The sequence below is a fragment of the Vallitalea pronyensis genome, from assembly GCF_018141445.1.
In the GTDB taxonomy this organism is placed as follows: Bacteria; Bacillota; Clostridia; order Lachnospirales; family Vallitaleaceae; genus Vallitalea; species Vallitalea pronyensis.
Window position 1 is genome coordinate 5,263,641 of sequence record NZ_CP058649.1, and the last position, 19,650, is coordinate 5,283,290.

At 37.4% G+C, this 19,650-nt stretch carries 16 protein-coding genes; 2 read left to right on the forward strand and 14 right to left on the reverse strand.

The window, feature by feature from the left end:
• Positions 1 to 149: 149 nt before the first annotated feature.
• The 12 genes from HZI73_RS21865 to rfbD all read right to left on the reverse strand — a co-directional run bounded on the left by HZI73_RS21865 (position 150) and on the right by rfbD (position 13,805).
• Positions 150 to 1,889: a type 2 periplasmic-binding domain-containing protein gene (locus HZI73_RS21865; RefSeq protein ID WP_212695475.1), complete on the reverse strand. Its 1,740-nt coding sequence runs from the start codon at positions 1,887 to 1,889 to the stop codon at positions 150 to 152.
• A 149-nt stretch (positions 1,890 to 2,038) separates the two neighbouring features.
• Complete coding sequence (locus tag HZI73_RS26715; protein ID WP_281418827.1) at positions 2,039 to 3,427, reverse strand: collagen-like domain-containing protein; 1,389 nt, start codon at positions 3,425 to 3,427, stop codon at positions 2,039 to 2,041.
• Between the two features lie 57 nt (positions 3,428 to 3,484).
• A complete protein-coding gene (locus HZI73_RS21875; RefSeq protein WP_212695476.1) occupies positions 3,485 to 4,696 on the reverse strand; it encodes a glycosyltransferase family 2 protein in 1,212 nt (403 codons plus the stop codon).
• Between the two features lie 14 nt (positions 4,697 to 4,710).
• Positions 4,711 to 5,373, reverse strand: coding sequence for a glycosyltransferase family protein (locus tag HZI73_RS21880; RefSeq protein ID WP_212695477.1), 663 nt, complete (start codon positions 5,371 to 5,373; stop codon positions 4,711 to 4,713).
• 12 nt (positions 5,374 to 5,385) lie between these two features.
• On the reverse strand, positions 5,386 to 6,408 hold the full coding sequence (locus HZI73_RS21885; RefSeq protein ID WP_212695478.1) for a glycosyltransferase: 1,023 nt from the start codon (positions 6,406 to 6,408) through the stop codon (positions 5,386 to 5,388).
• 79 nt (positions 6,409 to 6,487) lie between these two features.
• The gene (locus HZI73_RS21890; RefSeq protein ID WP_212695479.1) at positions 6,488 to 7,771 is read right to left on the reverse strand and encodes a nucleotide sugar dehydrogenase; all 1,284 of its coding nucleotides are present in this window, start codon (positions 7,769 to 7,771) and stop codon (positions 6,488 to 6,490) included.
• A gap of 13 nt (positions 7,772 to 7,784) precedes the next feature.
• Positions 7,785 to 8,918 (reverse strand): DegT/DnrJ/EryC1/StrS family aminotransferase, encoded by a 1,134-nt coding sequence (locus HZI73_RS21895; protein ID WP_212695480.1) that lies wholly within the window; start codon positions 8,916 to 8,918, stop codon positions 7,785 to 7,787.
• 296 nt (positions 8,919 to 9,214) lie between these two features.
• Entirely contained in the window at positions 9,215 to 10,267 is a 1,053-nt protein-coding gene (locus tag HZI73_RS21900; RefSeq protein ID WP_212695481.1) for a glycosyltransferase, read from the reverse strand.
• Positions 10,268 to 10,336: 69 nt separating this feature from the next.
• Positions 10,337 to 11,299: a dTDP-glucose 4,6-dehydratase gene (gene rfbB, locus HZI73_RS21905; RefSeq protein WP_212695482.1), complete on the reverse strand. Its 963-nt coding sequence runs from the start codon at positions 11,297 to 11,299 to the stop codon at positions 10,337 to 10,339.
• Positions 11,296 to 11,865 carry a dTDP-4-dehydrorhamnose 3,5-epimerase gene (rfbC, locus tag HZI73_RS21910; protein WP_212695483.1) on the reverse strand — a complete coding sequence of 190 codons (570 nt, stop codon included), beginning with the start codon at positions 11,863 to 11,865 and terminating at the stop codon, positions 11,296 to 11,298. The genes rfbB and rfbC overlap by 4 nt, the downstream gene beginning before the upstream one ends.
• A gap of 2 nt (positions 11,866 to 11,867) precedes the next feature.
• Positions 11,868 to 12,743, reverse strand: a complete 876-nt coding sequence (gene rfbA / locus HZI73_RS21915; RefSeq protein WP_212695484.1) for a glucose-1-phosphate thymidylyltransferase RfbA — start codon at positions 12,741 to 12,743, stop codon at positions 11,868 to 11,870.
• A 201-nt stretch (positions 12,744 to 12,944) separates the two neighbouring features.
• Entirely contained in the window at positions 12,945 to 13,805 is an 861-nt protein-coding gene (gene rfbD / locus HZI73_RS21920; protein WP_212695485.1) for a dTDP-4-dehydrorhamnose reductase, read from the reverse strand.
• A 127-nt stretch (positions 13,806 to 13,932) separates the two neighbouring features.
• Here rfbD and HZI73_RS21925 point away from each other — a divergent pair, with 127 nt between their 5' ends.
• Positions 13,933 to 14,133, forward strand: a complete 201-nt coding sequence (locus HZI73_RS21925; protein WP_212695486.1) for a hypothetical protein — start codon at positions 13,933 to 13,935, stop codon at positions 14,131 to 14,133.
• A gap of 164 nt (positions 14,134 to 14,297) precedes the next feature.
• On the opposite strand, the gene HZI73_RS21930 is transcribed toward HZI73_RS21925, so the two are convergent.
• Positions 14,298 to 16,388, reverse strand: a complete 2,091-nt coding sequence (locus HZI73_RS21930; RefSeq protein ID WP_212695487.1) for a thioredoxin domain-containing protein — start codon at positions 16,386 to 16,388, stop codon at positions 14,298 to 14,300.
• Between the two features lie 297 nt (positions 16,389 to 16,685).
• On the opposite strand from HZI73_RS21930, the gene HZI73_RS21935 reads away from it, so the two are divergent.
• The gene (locus HZI73_RS21935) at positions 16,686 to 17,402 is read left to right on the forward strand and encodes an alpha/beta hydrolase (RefSeq protein WP_212695488.1); all 717 of its coding nucleotides are present in this window, start codon (positions 16,686 to 16,688) and stop codon (positions 17,400 to 17,402) included.
• A gap of 457 nt (positions 17,403 to 17,859) precedes the next feature.
• Here HZI73_RS21935 and HZI73_RS21940 read toward each other — a convergent pair whose 3' ends face one another.
• Positions 17,860 to 19,614, reverse strand: a complete 1,755-nt coding sequence (locus HZI73_RS21940; protein WP_212695489.1) for a sulfatase — start codon at positions 19,612 to 19,614, stop codon at positions 17,860 to 17,862.
• Positions 19,615 to 19,650: the final 36 nt, after the last annotated feature.

Consider the following 19,650-nt stretch of genomic DNA (forward strand, 5'->3'; position numbering starts at 1 on the left):
ACCTCCGTTGAAAACCCATGTCTATATTAAGCAATATAATGTTTAAAAAAACGATAGCAGAAATTGGTATATCATACCAATTTTTGCTATCGTCAGTGCTAATTCCTTTACTTATTACTTTTCTTACCATTCCCGTCACGCTTATTCCATTAATGAGGGATACATTCTTCTATTTTTTGATTTCTTGGCCAAGCATACATCATACCCATTTTTTTCTTATTTTCCTGAAATAGCTGATTCCTGTATGTATCTAAAGCAACCATACCCATGTCGTCCATTTCTTTTATAAGCTCTTTATACAATGCTACACATTCTTTTTCATCCACTGCCATCATAATAAGGGGTAATCTTTGATTCCTATGAGCCCTTAATCGTTCGTATATCATGGATAACTCTGTACCAACTTCAGGTATAAGGGCACTAAAGGGCTTATCTATGCATACTGTGGCATCTGGTTGAGTTAATGCCATTAACTTCTCTTTTTCAAACCAATTTTCTGGTTCCTTTCGATACCGATAGGCTACATTCCTATCAAGGAGTAAACCTAGATTCAAGGTATATTTGTCATAAAATGCTTTGGGGTCTTTCATTTCTTCTTCCACTTTTTCTGGGTCTCTAATGGCTTCACCGTTAATCACTTGATAAGTTCCCGTTCCATATGTATTATCCAGCATGAGTTCTTCTTGAGATAAGTATGATAATAACCGTACGCCACGTATAGGATGTTCACAATCTTTTGTAAGAACTGTGGCGCTCCAACCCAATGAGTTCGTTGTCCTAATAATGGGTTTTTTGCCGGACTTACCACCTTGTATGACACCTACATATACCATCTTTGCCGTTTCATCAGCTATCCATAAACGCCTGCTTCCTATATTATTGGTTACCCATCCATTTAACGCAAATACTCTGCCTGACGCTAATTTTGCATCTTTTTGCACCTTATCCATGGTGAATTCTTCATCACTATATAAGCCTTTATTATACATGTCATTCAAGAATAGTAACGCCTCTAAATATTCAGGCGTTTTCATGATATTCACCCAATTACCGTTTTCATCTTCCAAATCTGCTCCAAACTGTTCTGCAAAACGTTCAACCGCCGCATCATGCCAAACATCAAGCATAAACGGTGTCACAGGATTCCCGTTATAGTGTATATCTAAATCTCGAACTTTTTCTAGGGCACTTATGAAACCTTCTTTGGTGTACATATCTTCCTTGGTCATGCCAATTTGCTTAAGAATATCCTCACGTGCCCAATTCCCATTAAAAGAACGATAATTACCTCCATAGGCTTTATTAATTCTTTCTGTACCGATGAAAAAGCTAACAAATCGGTACCAATGACCGTCTTCCGCCCGATACCATTCCATCATAGAAGGCATCACATCCATGTCTGGTGCATAGTGTTCCATAAGCTCATCAAGAGGATACAGCATATTATCTTTTTCCAATTTGTTGATAATACTTGAATTTACATCGTATGTAATTAAATCGGGTAATGAACCACTGGCAATAATTGTATTCAATTCTTCCACGCTACCACACCTAACATGAAGTGTAATTCCTGTATGTGTTAAGAGCTTCTTATCCCCCCAATTGTTGTCAGGATCAAATGTTTTATCAAACCAGTCATAAGCGATAAACCAATCTAAAACAACAGGCGTTAAGTCTTTGGACCAACTGGGGTTTTCAATACGATCCAACCTGCCATCCAGTGATCCATCCAATGATACGGTTCTAAGTGGACCACTGAGTATAGGTTTACTTTTTTGCTCTTGTACCCTATAAGTAATATCCGATTCACCCAAATGGTTATTTTTACATCCCGTACACAAACCTACTAATAGGACAAAAGCGAATACCATACCTTTTTTAATGTCCATATATGACAACCCCCTTAAATCCTTAGAAATAAAGTCATCCATATCATAACATAATTATGGTATATTAATAAAGCGTTACTATCCCATTATGGATCATATCCTACATCGTGTCTTGGGACAAAAAAGGACGCTTAAGCGTCCTCATTTATCTACATTAGAAGATTGAGTATTTCAACATCTGCTATATGACATATTGATAGGGTATAGTAATCTTGCAAGTTGCATACCGCAGGCGGTTTTACTACCACAATACCTAAACCAACGCCAGTAATGGTAAGGTTCTGTATATTGGCAAAAGCTCCATTACCTAATGTATTGATATTAACACCTGTTAAAGGTTGTAATTCCATTAACTTTTCTCGAAGTGGCGCTTCATTGCAGCTGCATTCACCTGAGATAGGTGGGCATGGTGGAGGTGTCAACCCGTTGTTAATATCGTCGTCCGATATAACAGTAGCGTCTACAGTAAACTTAAAACCTACAAGTTGTGATATAGGTACAATAAAATCACCTATATCTGCAATGTGATTAATAACTGGACCCAATGGACTCTGATCGGATTGTTGCGCTTGTGTTGTCGTTGAAAAATCAACTGTGCATATGCCTAAATGAATTAAGTTATCAATAAACATATCCCATGGTTTTATACAACATACACATGAACCTGCTCCTGGTGGTCCTGTATCACCTGTATCACCTTTTTGTCCCCTTGGTCCTCTTGGACCTCTTGGCCCTGTATCACCTGTGTCACCTTTTGGTCCAACTGGCCCTATTGGTCCCGTATCGCCTGTGTCACCTTTTGCTCCTCTTGGACCTCTTGGACCTCTTGGCCCTGTATCACCTGTATCGCCTTTTGGTCCCATTGGTCCTGTATCGCCTGTGTCACCTTTTGGACCTCTTGGTCCTGTATCACCTGTGTCACCTTTCGGTCCCCTTGGACCTCTTGGCCCTGTATCGCCTGTGTCACCTTTTGGCCCAACTGGACCTCTTGGCCCTGTATCACCTGTGTCACCTTTTGGTCCAACTGGACCTCTTGGCCCTGTATCACCTGTGTCACCTTTTGGTCCAACTGGACCCCTTGGCCCTGTATCACCTGTGTCACCTTTTGATCCCATTGGTCCTGTATCGCCTGTATTACCTTTCGGTCCCCTTGGTCCTCTTGGTCCTGTATCGCCTTTTGGTCCTGTCGGTCCCGTATCACCTGTTGCTCCTGTATCACCTTTTTCACCCGTTTCGCCTGTATCTCCTTTAGGTCCCCTTGATCCTTTTGGCCCTTTTTTCCCTCTTGGTCCCTTTGGCCCTGTTGGCCCTGTTGGTCCTCGTTTGCCTTTTTGCCCCTTAATGCATAGTTTAACCGGCTCGCATATCAAACATCCATTTTCATCTTCTACTTCTCGACATTTAAATAATATATCATTTAAATACAAATCATCCACATCAATATATTTATCACATTTTTTACTTACATGTTTACAGCATGGTGTCTGATAATGCTTTCCACCATGATTATTACTCGAACAAGTCTTCTTATCCTTCACAAAATTCACCTCCTTAATTTAGTATATGAAACTCTCGTAAGGTTGGTTATATTTTAGCTACCTATTTTTAAACAAGTACAGTATGTACTGATTAATAAAATCTCTTTCTATGGGTATCACATAAGAAAACCTCTTGATAAAGTTTAAGAGCGTTAATGACTTCATGTTTTGGTGAAGAAAAATGACATGTTCCATGTTTTTCTTACGCCTATGTAATAAAATTCTATCATAGACATACTGCTTAACATCATCTTCATAATACCTGGAAGGAATCCAGACATATAATTTATCCTTGTCATTTGTCATAGGGTGAAAATGGTCTAACGACTGGATCCAGCCAGAATGCTTGTATGTCCAATCAGCTACCCATAAAATGCCTCTTCGCTGATAAGACTCAGATGGTTTATCAGCTATGTACTTAATGGGTATGTAATGATCTGCTTTTTGATACCTTGTTTTTTCAATGAGCCATTGACGATCCACATACATATCATCACGTATCCTGTCTTTCTTTAGCCCCCATTTTTGATAGAATTTTCTTTGATTCATTTTGACATAGTGGGATTGTTCTGGGTAGTATGCTTGGAAGGTTTTACTACCTTGATGATAAACAAAGGAACCACCTACGGCAACAATCTTAAACCCAGCGATACGTATTCGAAGGGACCAATCATCATCATCGTAGTGGCCAATACCATACCAGATATCGTTACCCCCTACTTTATCTATAACGGTCTTTTTCATGACCATACAAGCGCCGATGCCTCGATCAAGATACGTATTCTTCCCATGGTTTTTAAGCATATAGCGCTGACCATATGCTTGTATGGTGTCTCTGTCTTCAAGATATACCCCCACATGCTGCACCCCTGATCCATAGGATAGGTGTGGCACAGCTACACCAATTGCCGGATTGTGTTCCAATAGCTGAATGATGGCACTAAACCAACCTTTTATAAAAATAAGGTCATTATTCATAATGGCTACGTACCGTCCACTACAATGACTTAACCCTATATTAACGCCTATAGGATAACCCATGTTTTCTTTCACATGGACAGCCTTAATCCTTAGATAAGGTGATGTGTATTTAGTCTTTAGCTTTTCTATCCCCAGAGGGGTTTCATCTGTGGAACCATTATCAATCAATATAAGTTCGATCCCCTTATAATAGATAGATGCTTCCAACGATGCCAACAAGGTTTCAACAGCTTCCTTGGTATATTGCCAATGGTTATAGCATAAAAAGATAAAGCTAAAGCAAACCATAGATGACCTCCCTTTTATTGGGTTTTTAAAAAGTTTTTAAGAAAAATCTTCCGATAATGGTCATAACCATCTAGATTAACGATGCCACAATCATGAACACACCATGGCATATGCTGATAGGGTACCGCTACTTTATAACCCGCTTTTTGAAAATCGAAGCATTGAGAAATATCGTAAAAATGCCACCCGTCAAATAGTTTTTCTTGCCATGGAAGATCGTATTGTGTCGCCATAAGCAGCCCATCAACACATGCGACATGCTCAATGGACTTTTTGTCATCTTGAAAATTAATCATCCCCATTTTTCCTGAATGGTTATCGTATACTTTCCCTGCACCATGATAGGTTTTCCACCAGACCCCATCGGAGGGCAGTGTCCTTGCTCCAATGACCCCAAGCATACCTATTTCTTCATGCATTTGAAATAATGTTACGATATCCTTAATGAAACCTTTATGTAAAATAGACACATCTTGATGAAGATATACTTTGTATTTTGCTTGGGTTTGTTGCATACCTTTATTATACCCCTTGGTTAAGCTTGGAGCATTTTTAATGGGTATGCATTCTATTTGAATATCTTCAGGTACTTCTAACCGGTTAATAAACTTTAGAGACTTTTGATACAATACCTCTTGATTCACACAAGTAATAAAAGCCATTCTTCTCTGATCCATATATGCCCCCCTCTACTCCTGGCGAAATACAAGATGTAATTTGCGGTACATATCTTTGGCAACTAAGCTGACATGATATTGTGCTTTTATATGATTGTATGCTTTTTCTCCGATTTCTCCACATTCCCCTTTATTGTCAATCAATCGTCTTAATCCACTTAACCAATCTTTTTCTGTATTATCAACCAGTAAACCATTAACCCCATCTTCAATAACATCATTATAAGGTGGCACATTAGAATAAATACCTGGAATATTTAATGCCCCATACTCCAAATATTTATTAAAGTGTTTACATGCGTGAAAAGGCGTATCCGGCAATGGTGCAACAGCTATGTCCCAATGGAAGGATTTCATTTTCAGCATATAATCTTCATAATCTTCAATATAAGGATACGTTGTTATAGGCAGGTGGTAGAGTAAATAGGTCTGAAAGCCAAATATCTCAAACTTTACCTGATTAGAATAGTGTGACAACAATTGTTGTATGGGTTGACAAAGCATCCTTTCATAGAACTCTCGGTGGTCTATTCCACCTGCAAATCCTATGGTGATGGGTTTAATCGGTTCTTTTTCTACTTTTTGTGGTGTTAAGAGTAAAGCAGGGGCTTTCATTACATAAGCCCTATTAAAGTAGGCTTTATATTTATTGATAATCCGCTGATTGGATGTCCACAAAATATCACAACTTCTCATGATGTTTTTGACATTCTTTTTGATGTCTTCACGTTGGAAGTAAGATTTATTATACGTATAAACATATGCATTGAGATTCAATACATCATCATCTAGGTAATATACCACTTTTTTTCCCTTTTCTTTTGCTCTTTGTACCCACTGTAAATCAATAGGCTCAGCTCCTCGTATGCAAATAATCACATCTGCTGTGTCGATAACCTCATGGGTAACCTCCATGCTATTGGCATACAAAAAATCAACCAATTGCTCCTTCTGTAATACTTCCATGGGCTTAATAATGGCTAATACCGCAGATGGTATTTTATGATAACAGAAACCAACAATTTTTAATCTCATGATAATCGTCACTTGCCTTATCCGTGGTCTGCTACTATTATATGAATAACTTTTTTAATTCATCATCATAATTTCCATTTTATAAACGCCAATAAGAAAAATATGTTTCGCTTTCTTCTTTGTTAAACAGTCCTTTCACATCCATAAGAATGGGTCTTAACAGCTCCTTTTTATATAATTGCCTGATGGTGTCTAAATGCAATGTTTGATAAGCTTGATGTTTGACACATATCACCACAGCATCCACATCATGGATAGCATCTAGAGAGGTTGATGGTATCCCATATTCATATATAATATCCCTTTCATCAGCTACTGGATCTGTAATATGCACGTCCATACCATAAGCTCTTAGACCTTCGACAATGTCTTTTACTTTTGAGTTTCGAAGGTCTGGCGTATCTTCTTTGAACGTTAGACCCATAATAAGTACTTTTGCTCCCTTTATTGTCTGTTCATTATCTATCATCTGTTTAATGGTTTTTTCCACAATGATACGTCCCATTGAATCATTAATATGCCGACCAGCTAAGATAACCTCAGGTCGATAGTTCAGTTGCGAAGCTTTAAAGGTAAGATAATACGGATCAACACCAATGCAATGCCCACCTACCAAACCCGGTTGAAATTGTAGGAAATTCCATTTGGTTCCTGCTGCTTCTAAGACTTCTTGTGTGTCGATCCCCATCTTATCAAAGATAATGGCAACCTCGTTGATAAAGGCAATGTTAATATCACGCTGAGCATTTTCAATGACCTTAGCTGCCTCTGCTACTTTAATAGAAGGGGCTACATAAACACCTGCATCCGTAATCAACGTGTAAGCGTTGGTCACAGCTTCCAAGCTATCTTCATCACATGCCGAAACAACTTTTATAATTTTATCAATGGTATGGACCAGATCACCTGGATTAATTCTTTCTGGTGAATAAGCGACTTTGAAATCTTTCATGTAGGTTAAGCCTGAAGCTTCTTCTAGTATAGGGACGCATATGTCCTCTGTTACACCAGGATAAACGGTGGATTCATAGACGATAATACTGTCTTTCTTAAGATATTCCCCTACAGTTGTCGTAGCATTTTTAAGAGGGGATAGATCGGGTACTTTATCCATCTGTATGGGTGTGGGTACAGCAATGATATGAAACCTTGATTGTAATAACCGCTGTGGGTTGCTTGTAAATTCAATGTTCTTTACTTGGCTAAGTCTTAGGTCACCTACTTCATGGGTAGGGTCTTTTCCTTCTTTGTAAGCTCTTATTTTTTCCTCACTAATATCAAAACCGATGACGTGAACACCTTTTTCAGCAAAAGAAATAGCAAGCGGTAAGCCAACATAACCTAATCCTATAACGGATATCATGATTCTTCACTCCTTATAAGCTAGCATATTGTATGACTTTGTTAGCTATGTGCCGTATATCTTTTCGTGTCAGTCTAAGGTGCATGGGAAGAGATAGAATCCGCATACTGTAATGATACGCTTTTGGACAAGTATCTTTACCATAGGCGTACATGGTATATTCGGTGTTATCGCGATAATGCACCCCTGGATAGATATCTTCTTTATTAAGGGATGCTAACAATTCATCACGATTATTAACCTCTATCACATACAGATGTCTTGATGATTCGCATCCTTTGGCAACAGGTATCAGCCCTACAAGATTCTTATGATATTTGAAGGCTTCATCATACCACTTAGCCAGTTGTCGACGATAAGCATTGTCTTGATCCAGATATTTTAATTGGACAAGTCCAAGACTCGCCATAATGGAATTCCCATGATACTTATAACCAAGGTACTCCACATCATATTTCCATTTGTAAGCTCCTTCATCCTTAGAACGGGCATAGGTATCTTTATTAATACCCAGCCAACTGTATTTTCTCACTTTTTTATCCAATGCTTCTTCCATAAAGCAAATCATGCCCGAATCTGCTGTGGGTAGATTTTTTACTGCTTGGAAAGAATAGATGACCACATCTGCTTCTCGTCCAACAATTCTTCCTTCTAATCTTGTACCACTCATATGTGACGCATCTAAGATAAGTTGCAGGCCATGGTCTTTACACAGCTTGACGATATCTTTATAATGGCCTGTATTACCACCCATGCCCACAAACATAATGGCTTTGGTTTTATTTGTAATCTTTCGTTTTACATCTTTTGGATCTAAGCATAGATATTTATCCACATCTGCAAACACAACACGCATATTTTCATAGGCAATAGCATGATTGGTGGACACAAACGTTAAAGGTGTTGATATGATTTCGTCCCCATCTTCCCAATGATATGTTTCTTTTAATAGTTTAATCGCCAGATGTAAACCAGCCGTTGCTGAATTTATAAAATGTGCATGGGGTAGATCGGTATATGCCTTCCACGCCTCTTCAAATTGAACGGTTTTGTAACCTAGTCCTGTCCAACCTTTTTCTAGACATTCTCTTATCTCAGCAAGACATTCTTCCACATGAAATGTAGGCATAAATAATTGTATTGACATGTTTTCAACTCCATTACTATTAGACACTTTCTTAAGGATACTTTATTATATTTTATTGCTAAGATATTGTGACAAATATAACAAAACACCTGCTTATGTTAAGGGTTTTTATCCCTTAGGCTTTCGTCATATTCCTCCAATGATCTTATATACTATAAATTGTCGGTCGTATCATAGGTCTAATAATGGATGAAAGGTGCTGAATCCATAGAAAAGTGTGAATAGAAAGGTAAAATGAGATGATCCTTATAAGGACCCTTGACGAGCTTAATTAACTATTGAAGACATCTGATTACCTAAGGTGATTGAATGGGTTGACTTAATATGTCTCTAAATAATGCATATGCTTTTTTTGCACCATACTCTAGGGTATATCTTTTTTTCACATCCTTATGGGCATTGCGAATAATCCTGCGCCTTAAGCGCTTATGATGGTATAACTGTTTAATGGCCTTAACCCAATCTTCAACCCTATTATCCACCAAGAAACCATTCTCCATATGTTTTATGGCATAAAGATAGGGGGCAGTTTTACTGGTAATGATAGCTGTCTTTGTACCACCGGCTATAGCATACTTTATTTCTGACTTACAATCAAAAAATTCCTTAGCGCTTTTCTTGCTTCTTTCTTCAATACGTGGTGTCACAAAACGATCGTTAATGATAACAGGGTTGAGCAATATGTTCACATTTTTTACAATGGCAATCATGTCGTCATAAGGCAAAAATGGATAACTTGCAATGCCTTTAATCCCACTAAAGTAACGCACATCACCACTTATGGCAATCATTCGAATATCCATATCCTGACGCAAATGGTCCATTATCTCCTTAATAAACGCCTTACCAAGGGCACCTGTACTCACCCAAGCCATATCATAACCTATATGGTCATTGGCTCCCTTAATCTTCACGGTTTGCTTCATGTCGATATACGTTCGTAGCACATAAGTATGTATGTTATAAGGCTTAGCTTCATTGGCTAAATTGTCATTGGGACATATGACTGCATGACATGCTGACATCAACTTCTTAGGCAATTGATTTTGGTCTTCAAAAACCAAATCATCAATCATATAAATAAACCTTTTTTGGTGATGGTATGTGGTGATTAAATGAAACATACGTTGGGCATAAAGGTTTTCTATGACAATTCCATTGGCACCTAAGCGCTGAAAAATGATGACATCATACGCTGAAACGACTTCATCATTTAATTCTCTATAGTCTATTTCATATGTATGGGCATATTTTTTTAACCCTCTGGATAAATCAAAACAGCTTTTTATGGTGCAAGGGTCTGTTTTGTTGGAATACACAAACAGAATATACATGGTATATAGATTCATCCCCTTCTATCAATTATGTATCATGGCTTCGTCCTCACAAGTATAAGGTCTGCATTTTCAGTGTTTCATCTAAGCTTTCCGAGACCACCAAGACAGGTTATTGACATACCACTTAATCGTCTCTTCTAAACCTATATCAAAGGTATAAGTCGGCTGCCAATTCAGTTCTCTGATGATTTTTGTTGCATCAATGGCGTAACGGTAATCATGGCCTAAGCGATCTTTTACATGCTCAATCAGGCTTTCATCTTTACCAAGTACTTGAAGAATTTTTTTGACGATGGCTAGATTGGTTCTTTCATTATAACCACCTACATTGTAGATTTCTCCCACTTTACCAAAATGAATGACCAAGTCAATGGCTCTACAATGGTCATTCACATGAAGCCAATCTCTGACTTGAAGCCCATCACCATAAACGGGAAGTGGTATTCCCTCATAGATATTATTAATCATTTTGGGTATGAGTTTTTCAGGATACTGATAAGGACCATAGTTGTTGGAGCACCGAGTAATGTTAACAGGAAGATTGTGTGTTTTGTGATAGGAACGAACCAACATATCTGCGGCAGCTTTACTTGCTGAATAAGGGTTATTGGGTGCTACATGTGTTGTCTCTGTAAAATAGCCTGTTTTTCCCAAAGCACCATAGACTTCATCCGTTGATATCTGTATATATTTCTTGACTTTCTTTTTTCTTGCTGCTTCTAATAACACGTAGGTTCCTTCAACATTGGTGCGAATAAAGTTTGAAGCATTATCAATGCTGCGATCCACATGGGTCTCAGCTGCAAAGTTAACCACATAATCAATACCATCTTCCATAATCTTAGAAACCAATGGTTCATCACATATATTCCCGATGATAAATGTGTAGCGTGAATCGTCTTCTATGTCTTGCAAGTTTTTTAAATTACCGGCATAGGTTAGTTTATCTAAGTTAATGATGTTGATGTCTTTGTATTGTTTAAGCATATAATGTATAAAATTACTTCCAATAAATCCTGCTCCACCTGTCACCAGTAATGTCATTTTACAAATAACCTCCCTTGAGGAATATCTTTAAAATAGGGCAATGCTTTATCTTTTTCTGATAACATAATATCCTCCACTTGATGAATAGGCCATGATATATGGAGGGTAGGATCATCCCATCGAATGCCATGATCATATTCTTTATGATAATACGCCGTTGTTTTATAAAGTACTTTCGCCTTATCCGATAAGACGAGAAAACCATGAGCAAAACCCACGGGTATATACAGTTGTTTTTTATTTTGTTCTGATAACACGATAGGGTAGTATTGGCCAAATGTAACTGAACCCATGCGCATATCAACCGCTACGTCATAAATAGCACCATCTAAAACCCTAATTAATTTAGCTTGGGGGTATGGATGTTGGTAGTGGAGTCCTCTTAAAACACCTTTTTTTGAAGTGGATTCATTATCTTGTACAAAAGTCTCCATAAATCCTGCTTCCTGCCAATCTCTTTTATTGAAGCTTTCCATAAAGTAACCCCGCTGGTCTTCATATAGGGTGGGTTCAATGATACATAACCCACTTATATTCGTCTGTGTCACTTTCAATCTACTCACCTTTACGACAACCTTTCACTGACCTTTTTCAAGTATAATCCATAATCTGTATTCCCCATAGAATGGGCTATTTTACCTAACGCCTCTTGACTTATATAGCCTTTGTTATAAGCTATCTCCTCAATACAAGCAATAATATTCTGTTCTTCCTTTTGTGTGGTTGCAACAAATTTTCCAGCTTCTAATAGACCATCATAAGTACCAGAATCTAACCACTTTATACTGGAATTTAATAAAATGACGTTTAACTGATTTACTGCTAGATAGCATTTATTAATATCTGTTATCTCCAATTCATTTCGTGTTGAAGGCTTTATATCATGCTCTGCCATGTCAACAGCCTGATGATCGTATAAATAGAGGCCTGTTACAGCAACATTAGATTGTGGTTTTATGGGTTTTTCTTCCAGTGATGTTACCTGTCCATCTTTATTAAAAGCTACCACACCGTATTGTGTCGGGTCTGCTACTGTATAACCAAAAACAGTTGCACCTGTATTTTCTTTAACAGCCTTTAACAGGATATCCTCTAGAGCATGACCATAAAAAATATTGTCCCCTAAGATTAAAGCCACGTTATCCTGTCCAATAAATTGCTTGCCAACAATGAAGGCATCTGCAATGCCTTTAGGTTCCTGTTGGATGCTATAGGATAATGCTACTCCAATCCTTGAACCATCCCCTAATAATTCTTCATAATAATGGATATCTCTTGGTGTGGAGATAATTAAAATATCCTTTATACCTGCTAATAGTAAAACTGATAAAGGATAATAAATCATGGGCTTGTCATATATAGGAAGCATCTGCTTAGAAACTGTCTTTGTAAGAGGATAAAGCCTCGTTCCAGAACCGCCTGCTAATATAATTCCTTTCATACCTCACCTCTTCTTTTTGGTACAAGTTCTCTTAGTTCATTTTATTTGAATCTTGACCAAATGGTTACTACATTTACTTAATTCCTTTGACTTATTTATTATAAAATAGAACATGCCATATAGAATAGATGTTATGGGCATATGTGTTATTGTATGGTATCTCTATCCATTTATGCAAGGATGACCACCATACTGCTCCTATCATAACATTTTATGCTGTAAAGTAAAAGAATGAATAAACCGCTTTAAGGCATCTTCCCAAGTAGGCATGGTTTGCCCACACAGATCTTCAGCTTTTTTATTGGATAGTACTGAATATTTTGGTCGCTCAGCACCTGTTAAGACTGTATGGGATTGTATCGGTAGAACCTTTGTGTTCTCCTCTTTTAAGTACCTTATAATCGTCTTAGCAAATGCATATCGACTACATGAGCCATTGTTCGCTACATGATAGATACCATAGCAATTAGATGTTATGATTCCCCTTAACATCAGAATAAAATCTTGTGTGTACGTAGGTGACCCTACCTGGTCATCAACCACATACAAGGTATCCTTATAAGGTATTTGGTCCATGATTTTGTTGACAAAATTATAACCATAAGGACCAAACAGCCAAGAGGTACGTAGAATGTAATACTTGGAACAAATGCGCTTAACATATTGCTCACCTAACCACTTGGAATAACCATAAGCATTAATTGGATTAGGTGAATGGCATACTTCATAGGGCAACCCATATTGCCCATCAAACACATAGTCTGTTGAAATATGTACCAGTAAAACATGCATTTGCTGGCAAATGCATGCTAAATTCTTCACCCCATAGGCATTCACATCCATGGCTAATAAGGTATTGGTTTCACATGCATCCACGTGGGTGATACTTGCGCAATTAATGACCATATCTGGCTGAAAGTTATGCATATAATACTTGATTAACTCCATATCTCGAATATCACATACTTCTCTTCCTAAACCCATCACATGATGGTCCTTGGATAATGTCCATGTGATGTCCCGACCTAATTGACCTTTCGCTCCTGTTACAAGTATTTTCATCCTTTTCCCCTATATCATTTTATTTGTTAACCCTGTCTACTTTATTTATGAACATCCGTGAAGCTTGTCACATAACCTGCTCAATTGGAATATTATAAATTAGGATAAGTATGAAAGGAGGGTTATTATGTACGGATTCGGTTATGGTGGATATGGCGGATATGGCGGATACGGCTGTGGTTTTGGTCGTTGCTGCTTTAATCGTTGCTGTAATTGCTGTTGCTGTGGTTTCGGTGGCTATGGTGGCTATGGCGGTTATGGTTATGGCGGTTATGGTTGCGGACGAGGCTATGGTTTTGGAGGCTTCTTCGGACGAGGCTTATATTAGATTTAATATAACGGACAGGTTTATAGGATAAAAGGGCTTCCCTTTTATCCTTTTTTCAAACGCCATTAGCTTCCTATATCTATACTTATGCTATCTTTCTTCGTTGTATTAACCCATCATTATAATAGAATAAATTTCAGTAGAGCACCAATTACTTTTATAGGTTACTTCGTGTTCATAAGAATATCCATGGCTTCGTCTATGTCTGTAATAGGTGCTCGACAAACATGATTCTCGCATAGATATATGGTAGGCTTATCCTTCATGACACCTTTATCTTTTAGGCTGGGATTAAGGGATAATAAGGTATCACTGCCATCATTAATAAGAATGGTAAAGCAGTCTTTATCCAAGTGATGCAGTTGATGGATCAATGCTTTTATGCTTTCCATATCCTCCAAGGAACCTGCAACAACAATATCCCTGCTACCTTTCATAAGGATGATTAAGGTTTGCATTAAGAACGTGTGATATCTTGGGTAATGATTGACTTGATGTGCAAAAGCTGACACAATTTCTTTCGCTTTATGCTCCAGGGTTACATCGCCTGTCAATCGACTGAGTTTCAATAAATTAAGAGCTGCTACTGAGTTACCTGATGGTATGGCACCATCATAGATTTCTTTCGGTCTTGTGATTAACGTTTCACTATCACTACTGTATAAGAAAAAACCGCCTTTTTCATCATCCCAAAAATGCCTTATAAGATACTGATTAAGGTCTGTAGCCCATTGCAAATACAAGGGATCAAAGGTGGTTTCATACAGTTCAATTAACCCCCATACCATAAACGCATAATCATCTAGGAAACCCTCATGTTTCACTTCACCATGACGATAGCGTACATATAGACCTCCATCTTCTTTGCTGAGATGCTCTTTTATAAAGGCTGCTGTGTCTATAGCTGCTTCCAAGTATAGATCCTTATGCTGATTTTCTAAAACATGAGAATCCTTTGTAAAATCTTTCATATATCGGCTGGTATAGGCTAATGCACCAATCATTAAACCATTCCATGCTGTTAATATTTTATCATCCAGATGAGGTCTAACCCTTTTATCTCTATAGGCTAACAACTTATTTTTACATCCATTAACCCATTCTTCATCCTCCAATATGTCTTCTATCCCGACATGAAGTAAGTTAAGGATATTATTGCCTTCAAAATTACCCGATGGTGTTGCATCATATAACTGACAGAAGCGTTCTCCATCTTGCTTTCCTAAGACCTGTAATATTTCTTCTTTGCTAAAGACATAAAATTTACCTTCCACACCCTCTGAATCTGCATCCTCAGCACTGTAAAAAGCACCTTGTTCCTGCATCATATCCCGTTTAAGATATGCAAACATATGCTCCACCACATACTTATACCGCGGTTTTTTGGTAGCATGATATCCCATGGTATAAGCTTTCATCAGCAATGCATTGTCATACAGCATTTTTTCAAAATGAGGTACCAACCATTTCTTGTCCGTAGCATAACGTGAAAATCCGCCACCTATATGGTCATAGATACCTCCTTTAAACATGGCATCTAATGTTTTTTCAGCCATGGTTAACGCTTCTTCAGAGCCATGCACCTTATAATAGTTAAATAAAAAGAATAGATTATGAGGTGTTGGAAATTTTGGTGCTTGACCAAACCCACCATCTACCACATCAAAATCGGCTTTTAGCTGTTCATAAGCTCTATCCACAACCTGTTGATTTATCTCCAATGTATGATCATGGGATGTACTCTGAATATGCTCCATTAACGCGTCACTTTTTTCTAAGAGGGATGCTTTATTTTCTACCCATAAGGTATGAATATTGGTTAATAAATCCACAAAACCAATGCGACCATACATGGACCTTTTAGAAAAATACGTACCAGCAAATAAAGGTTTCTGGTCATGGGTAATAAACACACTTAAAGGCCATCCACCACTGCCAGTTGTTTTTTGACACACATCCATGTAAACAGCATCAATATCTGGTCTTTCTTCTCGGTCTACTTTAATAGCAATAAAATGGTCATATAATATTTTAGCTACTTCCTCGTCTTCAAAGGATTCTTTTTCCATGACATGACACCAATGACATGTGGAGTACCCAATACTTAGAAATACAGGTTTGTCTTCTTTCTTGGCTCTTTCAAATGCCTCCTTACCCCATGGATACCAATCTACAGGATTGTTTTTGTGCTGTAAAAGGTATGGTGACTTTTCTCTTGCTAATCTATTTTCATTTCCTTGAACAGTATATGACATCCTATCACCTTCTTTCTTATCATTTCCGTATAGTTTTTCACTGAGGACGACTTACTATTCATTGTATCGCTGTTGCTCTTCAAATAAAAGTCATTTTGGTTTTTTTAGATATCGTCTTAAACTTTTGAAGTTAAAGGTGTATAATAGTTCGTGGTGTGAAATAAAAACTGTTATACCAATAATAGTTACTATGGCTTTCACATCCAATGACGTGAGAAAGGAGGATTTTATGATGAACAACAAAATTAATAATAAACTTTTATGGAGGCGTTTACCTCTATAAAGGATGGAGGAAATATGATTAAATATAAATCTAAGGTTGACGACATTCCTATCTTATTGTGGGGAGAAAAGAGCGACAATCTTTTTATTGCAGTCCATGGAAATATGTCAAACAAAGAAGACGTTATCATTGACATATTAGCTGAAGAAGCTGTTCAAAAAGGTTATCAAGTATTAAGCTTTGATTTGCCAGAACATGGTGAAAGAAAGCTTGACCCTACGCCTTGTAAAGTTCAGTTTGCTGTTCGTGATTTATCTATTATCATGGATTATGCACAATCACATTGGAAAAAATTGAGCTTATTTGCATGCAGTATAGGTGCTTATTTTAGCCTGTTAGCTTATCAAAAAGATGTATTGGAAAAAGCATTATTTTTATCACCAGTGGTTAATATGGAAAGAATGATTAACAATATGATGGGGTGGTTTAATATAACACCAGACCGTTTACAAAAGGAAAAGACCATTGAAACACCAATCGGTCAAAAACTTTATTGGGATTATTTCTGTTATGTTAAACAACATCCAGTCCATACATGGCATACAGACACTTCGATTTTGTATGGGTCCAATGACGAAGTATGTGAACTGGATACCATCGATGATTTTGTTAAAAAATTCTCTTGCCAATTAGAAGTGATAGACTCAGGAGAACATTACTTTCATTCAGAAGAACAGTTGACTATGTTCAGGTATTGGTTACACAAAAGCATATCAACTGCTGTGATTTAGTCTTCTTTTGATACTCTAGAATGATGTCCTTAGTTTAGCACACAAATGTTGCTTTGCATAGGACACCTATTTTGAAGTGGTTACCATTATTGTGACTTATTTGCATTAATTTCTAGTTCCTTTACATAATCTTTTTATACCCATAATTGTTATCTTATCTATAAAGTAAAACACAAATAGAAAGCCCCTACTGAGGCTTTCTATTGTTAGAAACAAATTATTAATCGTATATTACGATTAAAGAACTATACTATATTGTTGTATTGAACATTGTTCATCTAAGATGGTCTGCCCAATTGCCTTAACTTTCTTTATTCAGTTTACCTATCATATCATGCAACTGTTCTTCTGTTAATTCGCCAGAACTAAAACCTGCCAAGGTTCCCAGTGGCACTTTAGATTATCCTATAGCAAAATGATCTGTCATCTCTCTGTCTTTAAATTACTTAATGAAGGGTTATAAAATCATGTTAAATAAAAATTTAAAACGTCTTTCAGATTCCGTAAAATGGAACGAAACAAACGCTAACAAAATTTCCATGGTTATTGTATTTGGGTTCTTTTGAATAATAAACTTGCATAATTCATTTTTATATTCAAGTTGACCCTTTGCATCCAAACTAGTCAGTATGATTCTGTGAGCGACTTTAGCTTTAGATGTAAAGGCATTAGAACAGTCCGTTAGATGCATGATTTGTTCATCTTGTTCTACTTGCTGCCTAATATCTTCGCTACTCATGGCGATATCTCTTGAGACACCAATCCTCTCATATTGTTCAACTGGTGCATCGTTCTCCTTCATTCGGTTTACAAGAAGTTTAATCATTTTTTCTTCAATATTAAAATCTCGATACGGCTTTAATTGTTCAGGATCTTCTGCCAAATCATAGAGCCTAGTTCCATACCAGTAGGGATTAAAATAACTATTACTTTTGATTTTCATCAATCTACAGTTTTTTGTAAACTCAAAAGGCTCTTGTAGTTCAATGTCCTGAAGCTCATTCACTTGAAACATTTGGTTCATATGGGTGGGCATCAACGTATACTCATAATGTTCTTTATTATCAGGTCTGACTGGACCTCGCATATACACGTACCTTCCGTCAGTCACATTGATATGACCGCCTGCTAATCCAAACAATGCACATTCTCTAACCTTCTTATCACTTAGAATTGTTTCCTTTAAAGACTTCCCTTCCATATCTTTTGGTATGTCTAGAGCAAAGTATTCCAACAAGGTTGCAGGTAAATCAATGGTCTGAACAAGTGCCTGTCTTCTTTCATTCTTTATACCGGTTCTTGGATCCCAAATAAAAAGCGGTGTCTGGACAACTTCATTATAAAATGGCTGAATATTCTTTCCCCACCACTCTTTTTCTCCTAACATGTAACCGTGATCCGTATTAACAATCAACATAGTATCTTTCCAGAGATCATAGTCATCCATCATATCAAGAACCTTACCGAGATAGTTGTCACACATACTGATAAGAGCAGCATATTCATATCTGACATGATCCACTTCATCGGATGACTGCCTTACACGACCATAATCAGGCCAGTCATTATGCTTTCCTTCATAACTGTGGGGATACAATTCTTTGTAATTATCCTGAGTAAAAAAAGGTTCATGTGGATCAAATGTCTCTATTTGAAGAAACCAGTTGTTTTCATTCTTGTTTTGTTCTATGAAGTTCAATCCATTTTCAAAGGTAAGTGCTTGAGGTTGATCCCATTCATTAGTTAGATACGTTCGATTAACCCAATCCTGTCTCCAAAGGTCACCAATCTTAAAAGTCGATGTGCAATCTGGTATTTCAGGGGCTTTGACATGTCCCTTCCAGGGGTCGCCTTCTTGACCTCTAGATATTTCCCATGAGTTATATCTTGTGTGATAGGTTGCACCTCCATCTTCCCAATAATGTGTGTGATCACTGGTTAAATGGGTGTAAACCCCTTTTTTCTTTAATATTTCAAACACGGAATCATCATAGGGTTCCATGGGTCCCCAACTTCTATGAAGAAAGTTGTATCGGCCTGTTTGGAGTTCCCTTCTCGCCGGCATACACGGTAGACTTCCAGCATAGCAGTTATCAAAAACTACTGTCTTTTCCTGAAGTCGTTCAAAATTCGGAGCTTTTATCCATTTATTTCCATACGCTGGCAAATAACGTCTATTCAGAGAATCAAACATCACCATTATTGCTTTCATTTACATTGTCCCCCTTCTAAAGAATCGTTTTACGAT

Excerpts from the sequence above, each read along its gene's own strand:
- HZI73_RS21865 (WP_212695475.1), bottom strand. The coding sequence starts at position 1,889 with ATGGACATTAAAAAAGGTATGGTATTCGCTTTTGTCCTATTAGTAGGT.
- HZI73_RS21875 (WP_212695476.1), bottom strand. The coding sequence starts at position 4,696 with ATGGTTTGCTTTAGCTTTATCTTTTTATGCTATAACCATTGGCAATAT.
- HZI73_RS21880 (WP_212695477.1), bottom strand. The coding sequence starts at position 5,373 with ATGGATCAGAGAAGAATGGCTTTTATTACTTGTGTGAATCAAGAGGTA.
- HZI73_RS21885 (WP_212695478.1), bottom strand. The coding sequence starts at position 6,408 with ATGAGATTAAAAATTGTTGGTTTCTGTTATCATAAAATACCATCTGCG.
- HZI73_RS21890 (WP_212695479.1), bottom strand. The coding sequence starts at position 7,771 with ATGATATCCGTTATAGGATTAGGTTATGTTGGCTTACCGCTTGCTATT.
- HZI73_RS21895 (WP_212695480.1), bottom strand. The coding sequence starts at position 8,918 with ATGTCAATACAATTATTTATGCCTACATTTCATGTGGAAGAATGTCTT.
- HZI73_RS21900 (WP_212695481.1), bottom strand. The coding sequence starts at position 10,267 with ATGAATCTATATACCATGTATATTCTGTTTGTGTATTCCAACAAAACA.
- rfbB (WP_212695482.1), bottom strand. The coding sequence starts at position 11,299 with ATGACATTACTGGTGACAGGTGGAGCAGGATTTATTGGAAGTAATTTT.
- rfbA (WP_212695484.1), bottom strand. The coding sequence starts at position 12,743 with ATGAAAGGAATTATATTAGCAGGCGGTTCTGGAACGAGGCTTTATCCT.
- rfbD (WP_212695485.1), bottom strand. The coding sequence starts at position 13,805 with ATGAAAATACTTGTAACAGGAGCGAAAGGTCAATTAGGTCGGGACATC.
- HZI73_RS21925 (WP_212695486.1), top strand. The coding sequence starts at position 13,933 with ATGTACGGATTCGGTTATGGTGGATATGGCGGATATGGCGGATACGGC.
- HZI73_RS21930 (WP_212695487.1), bottom strand. The coding sequence starts at position 16,388 with ATGTCATATACTGTTCAAGGAAATGAAAATAGATTAGCAAGAGAAAAG.
- HZI73_RS21935 (WP_212695488.1), top strand. The coding sequence starts at position 16,686 with ATGATTAAATATAAATCTAAGGTTGACGACATTCCTATCTTATTGTGG.
- HZI73_RS21940 (WP_212695489.1), bottom strand. The coding sequence starts at position 19,614 with ATGAAAGCAATAATGGTGATGTTTGATTCTCTGAATAGACGTTATTTG.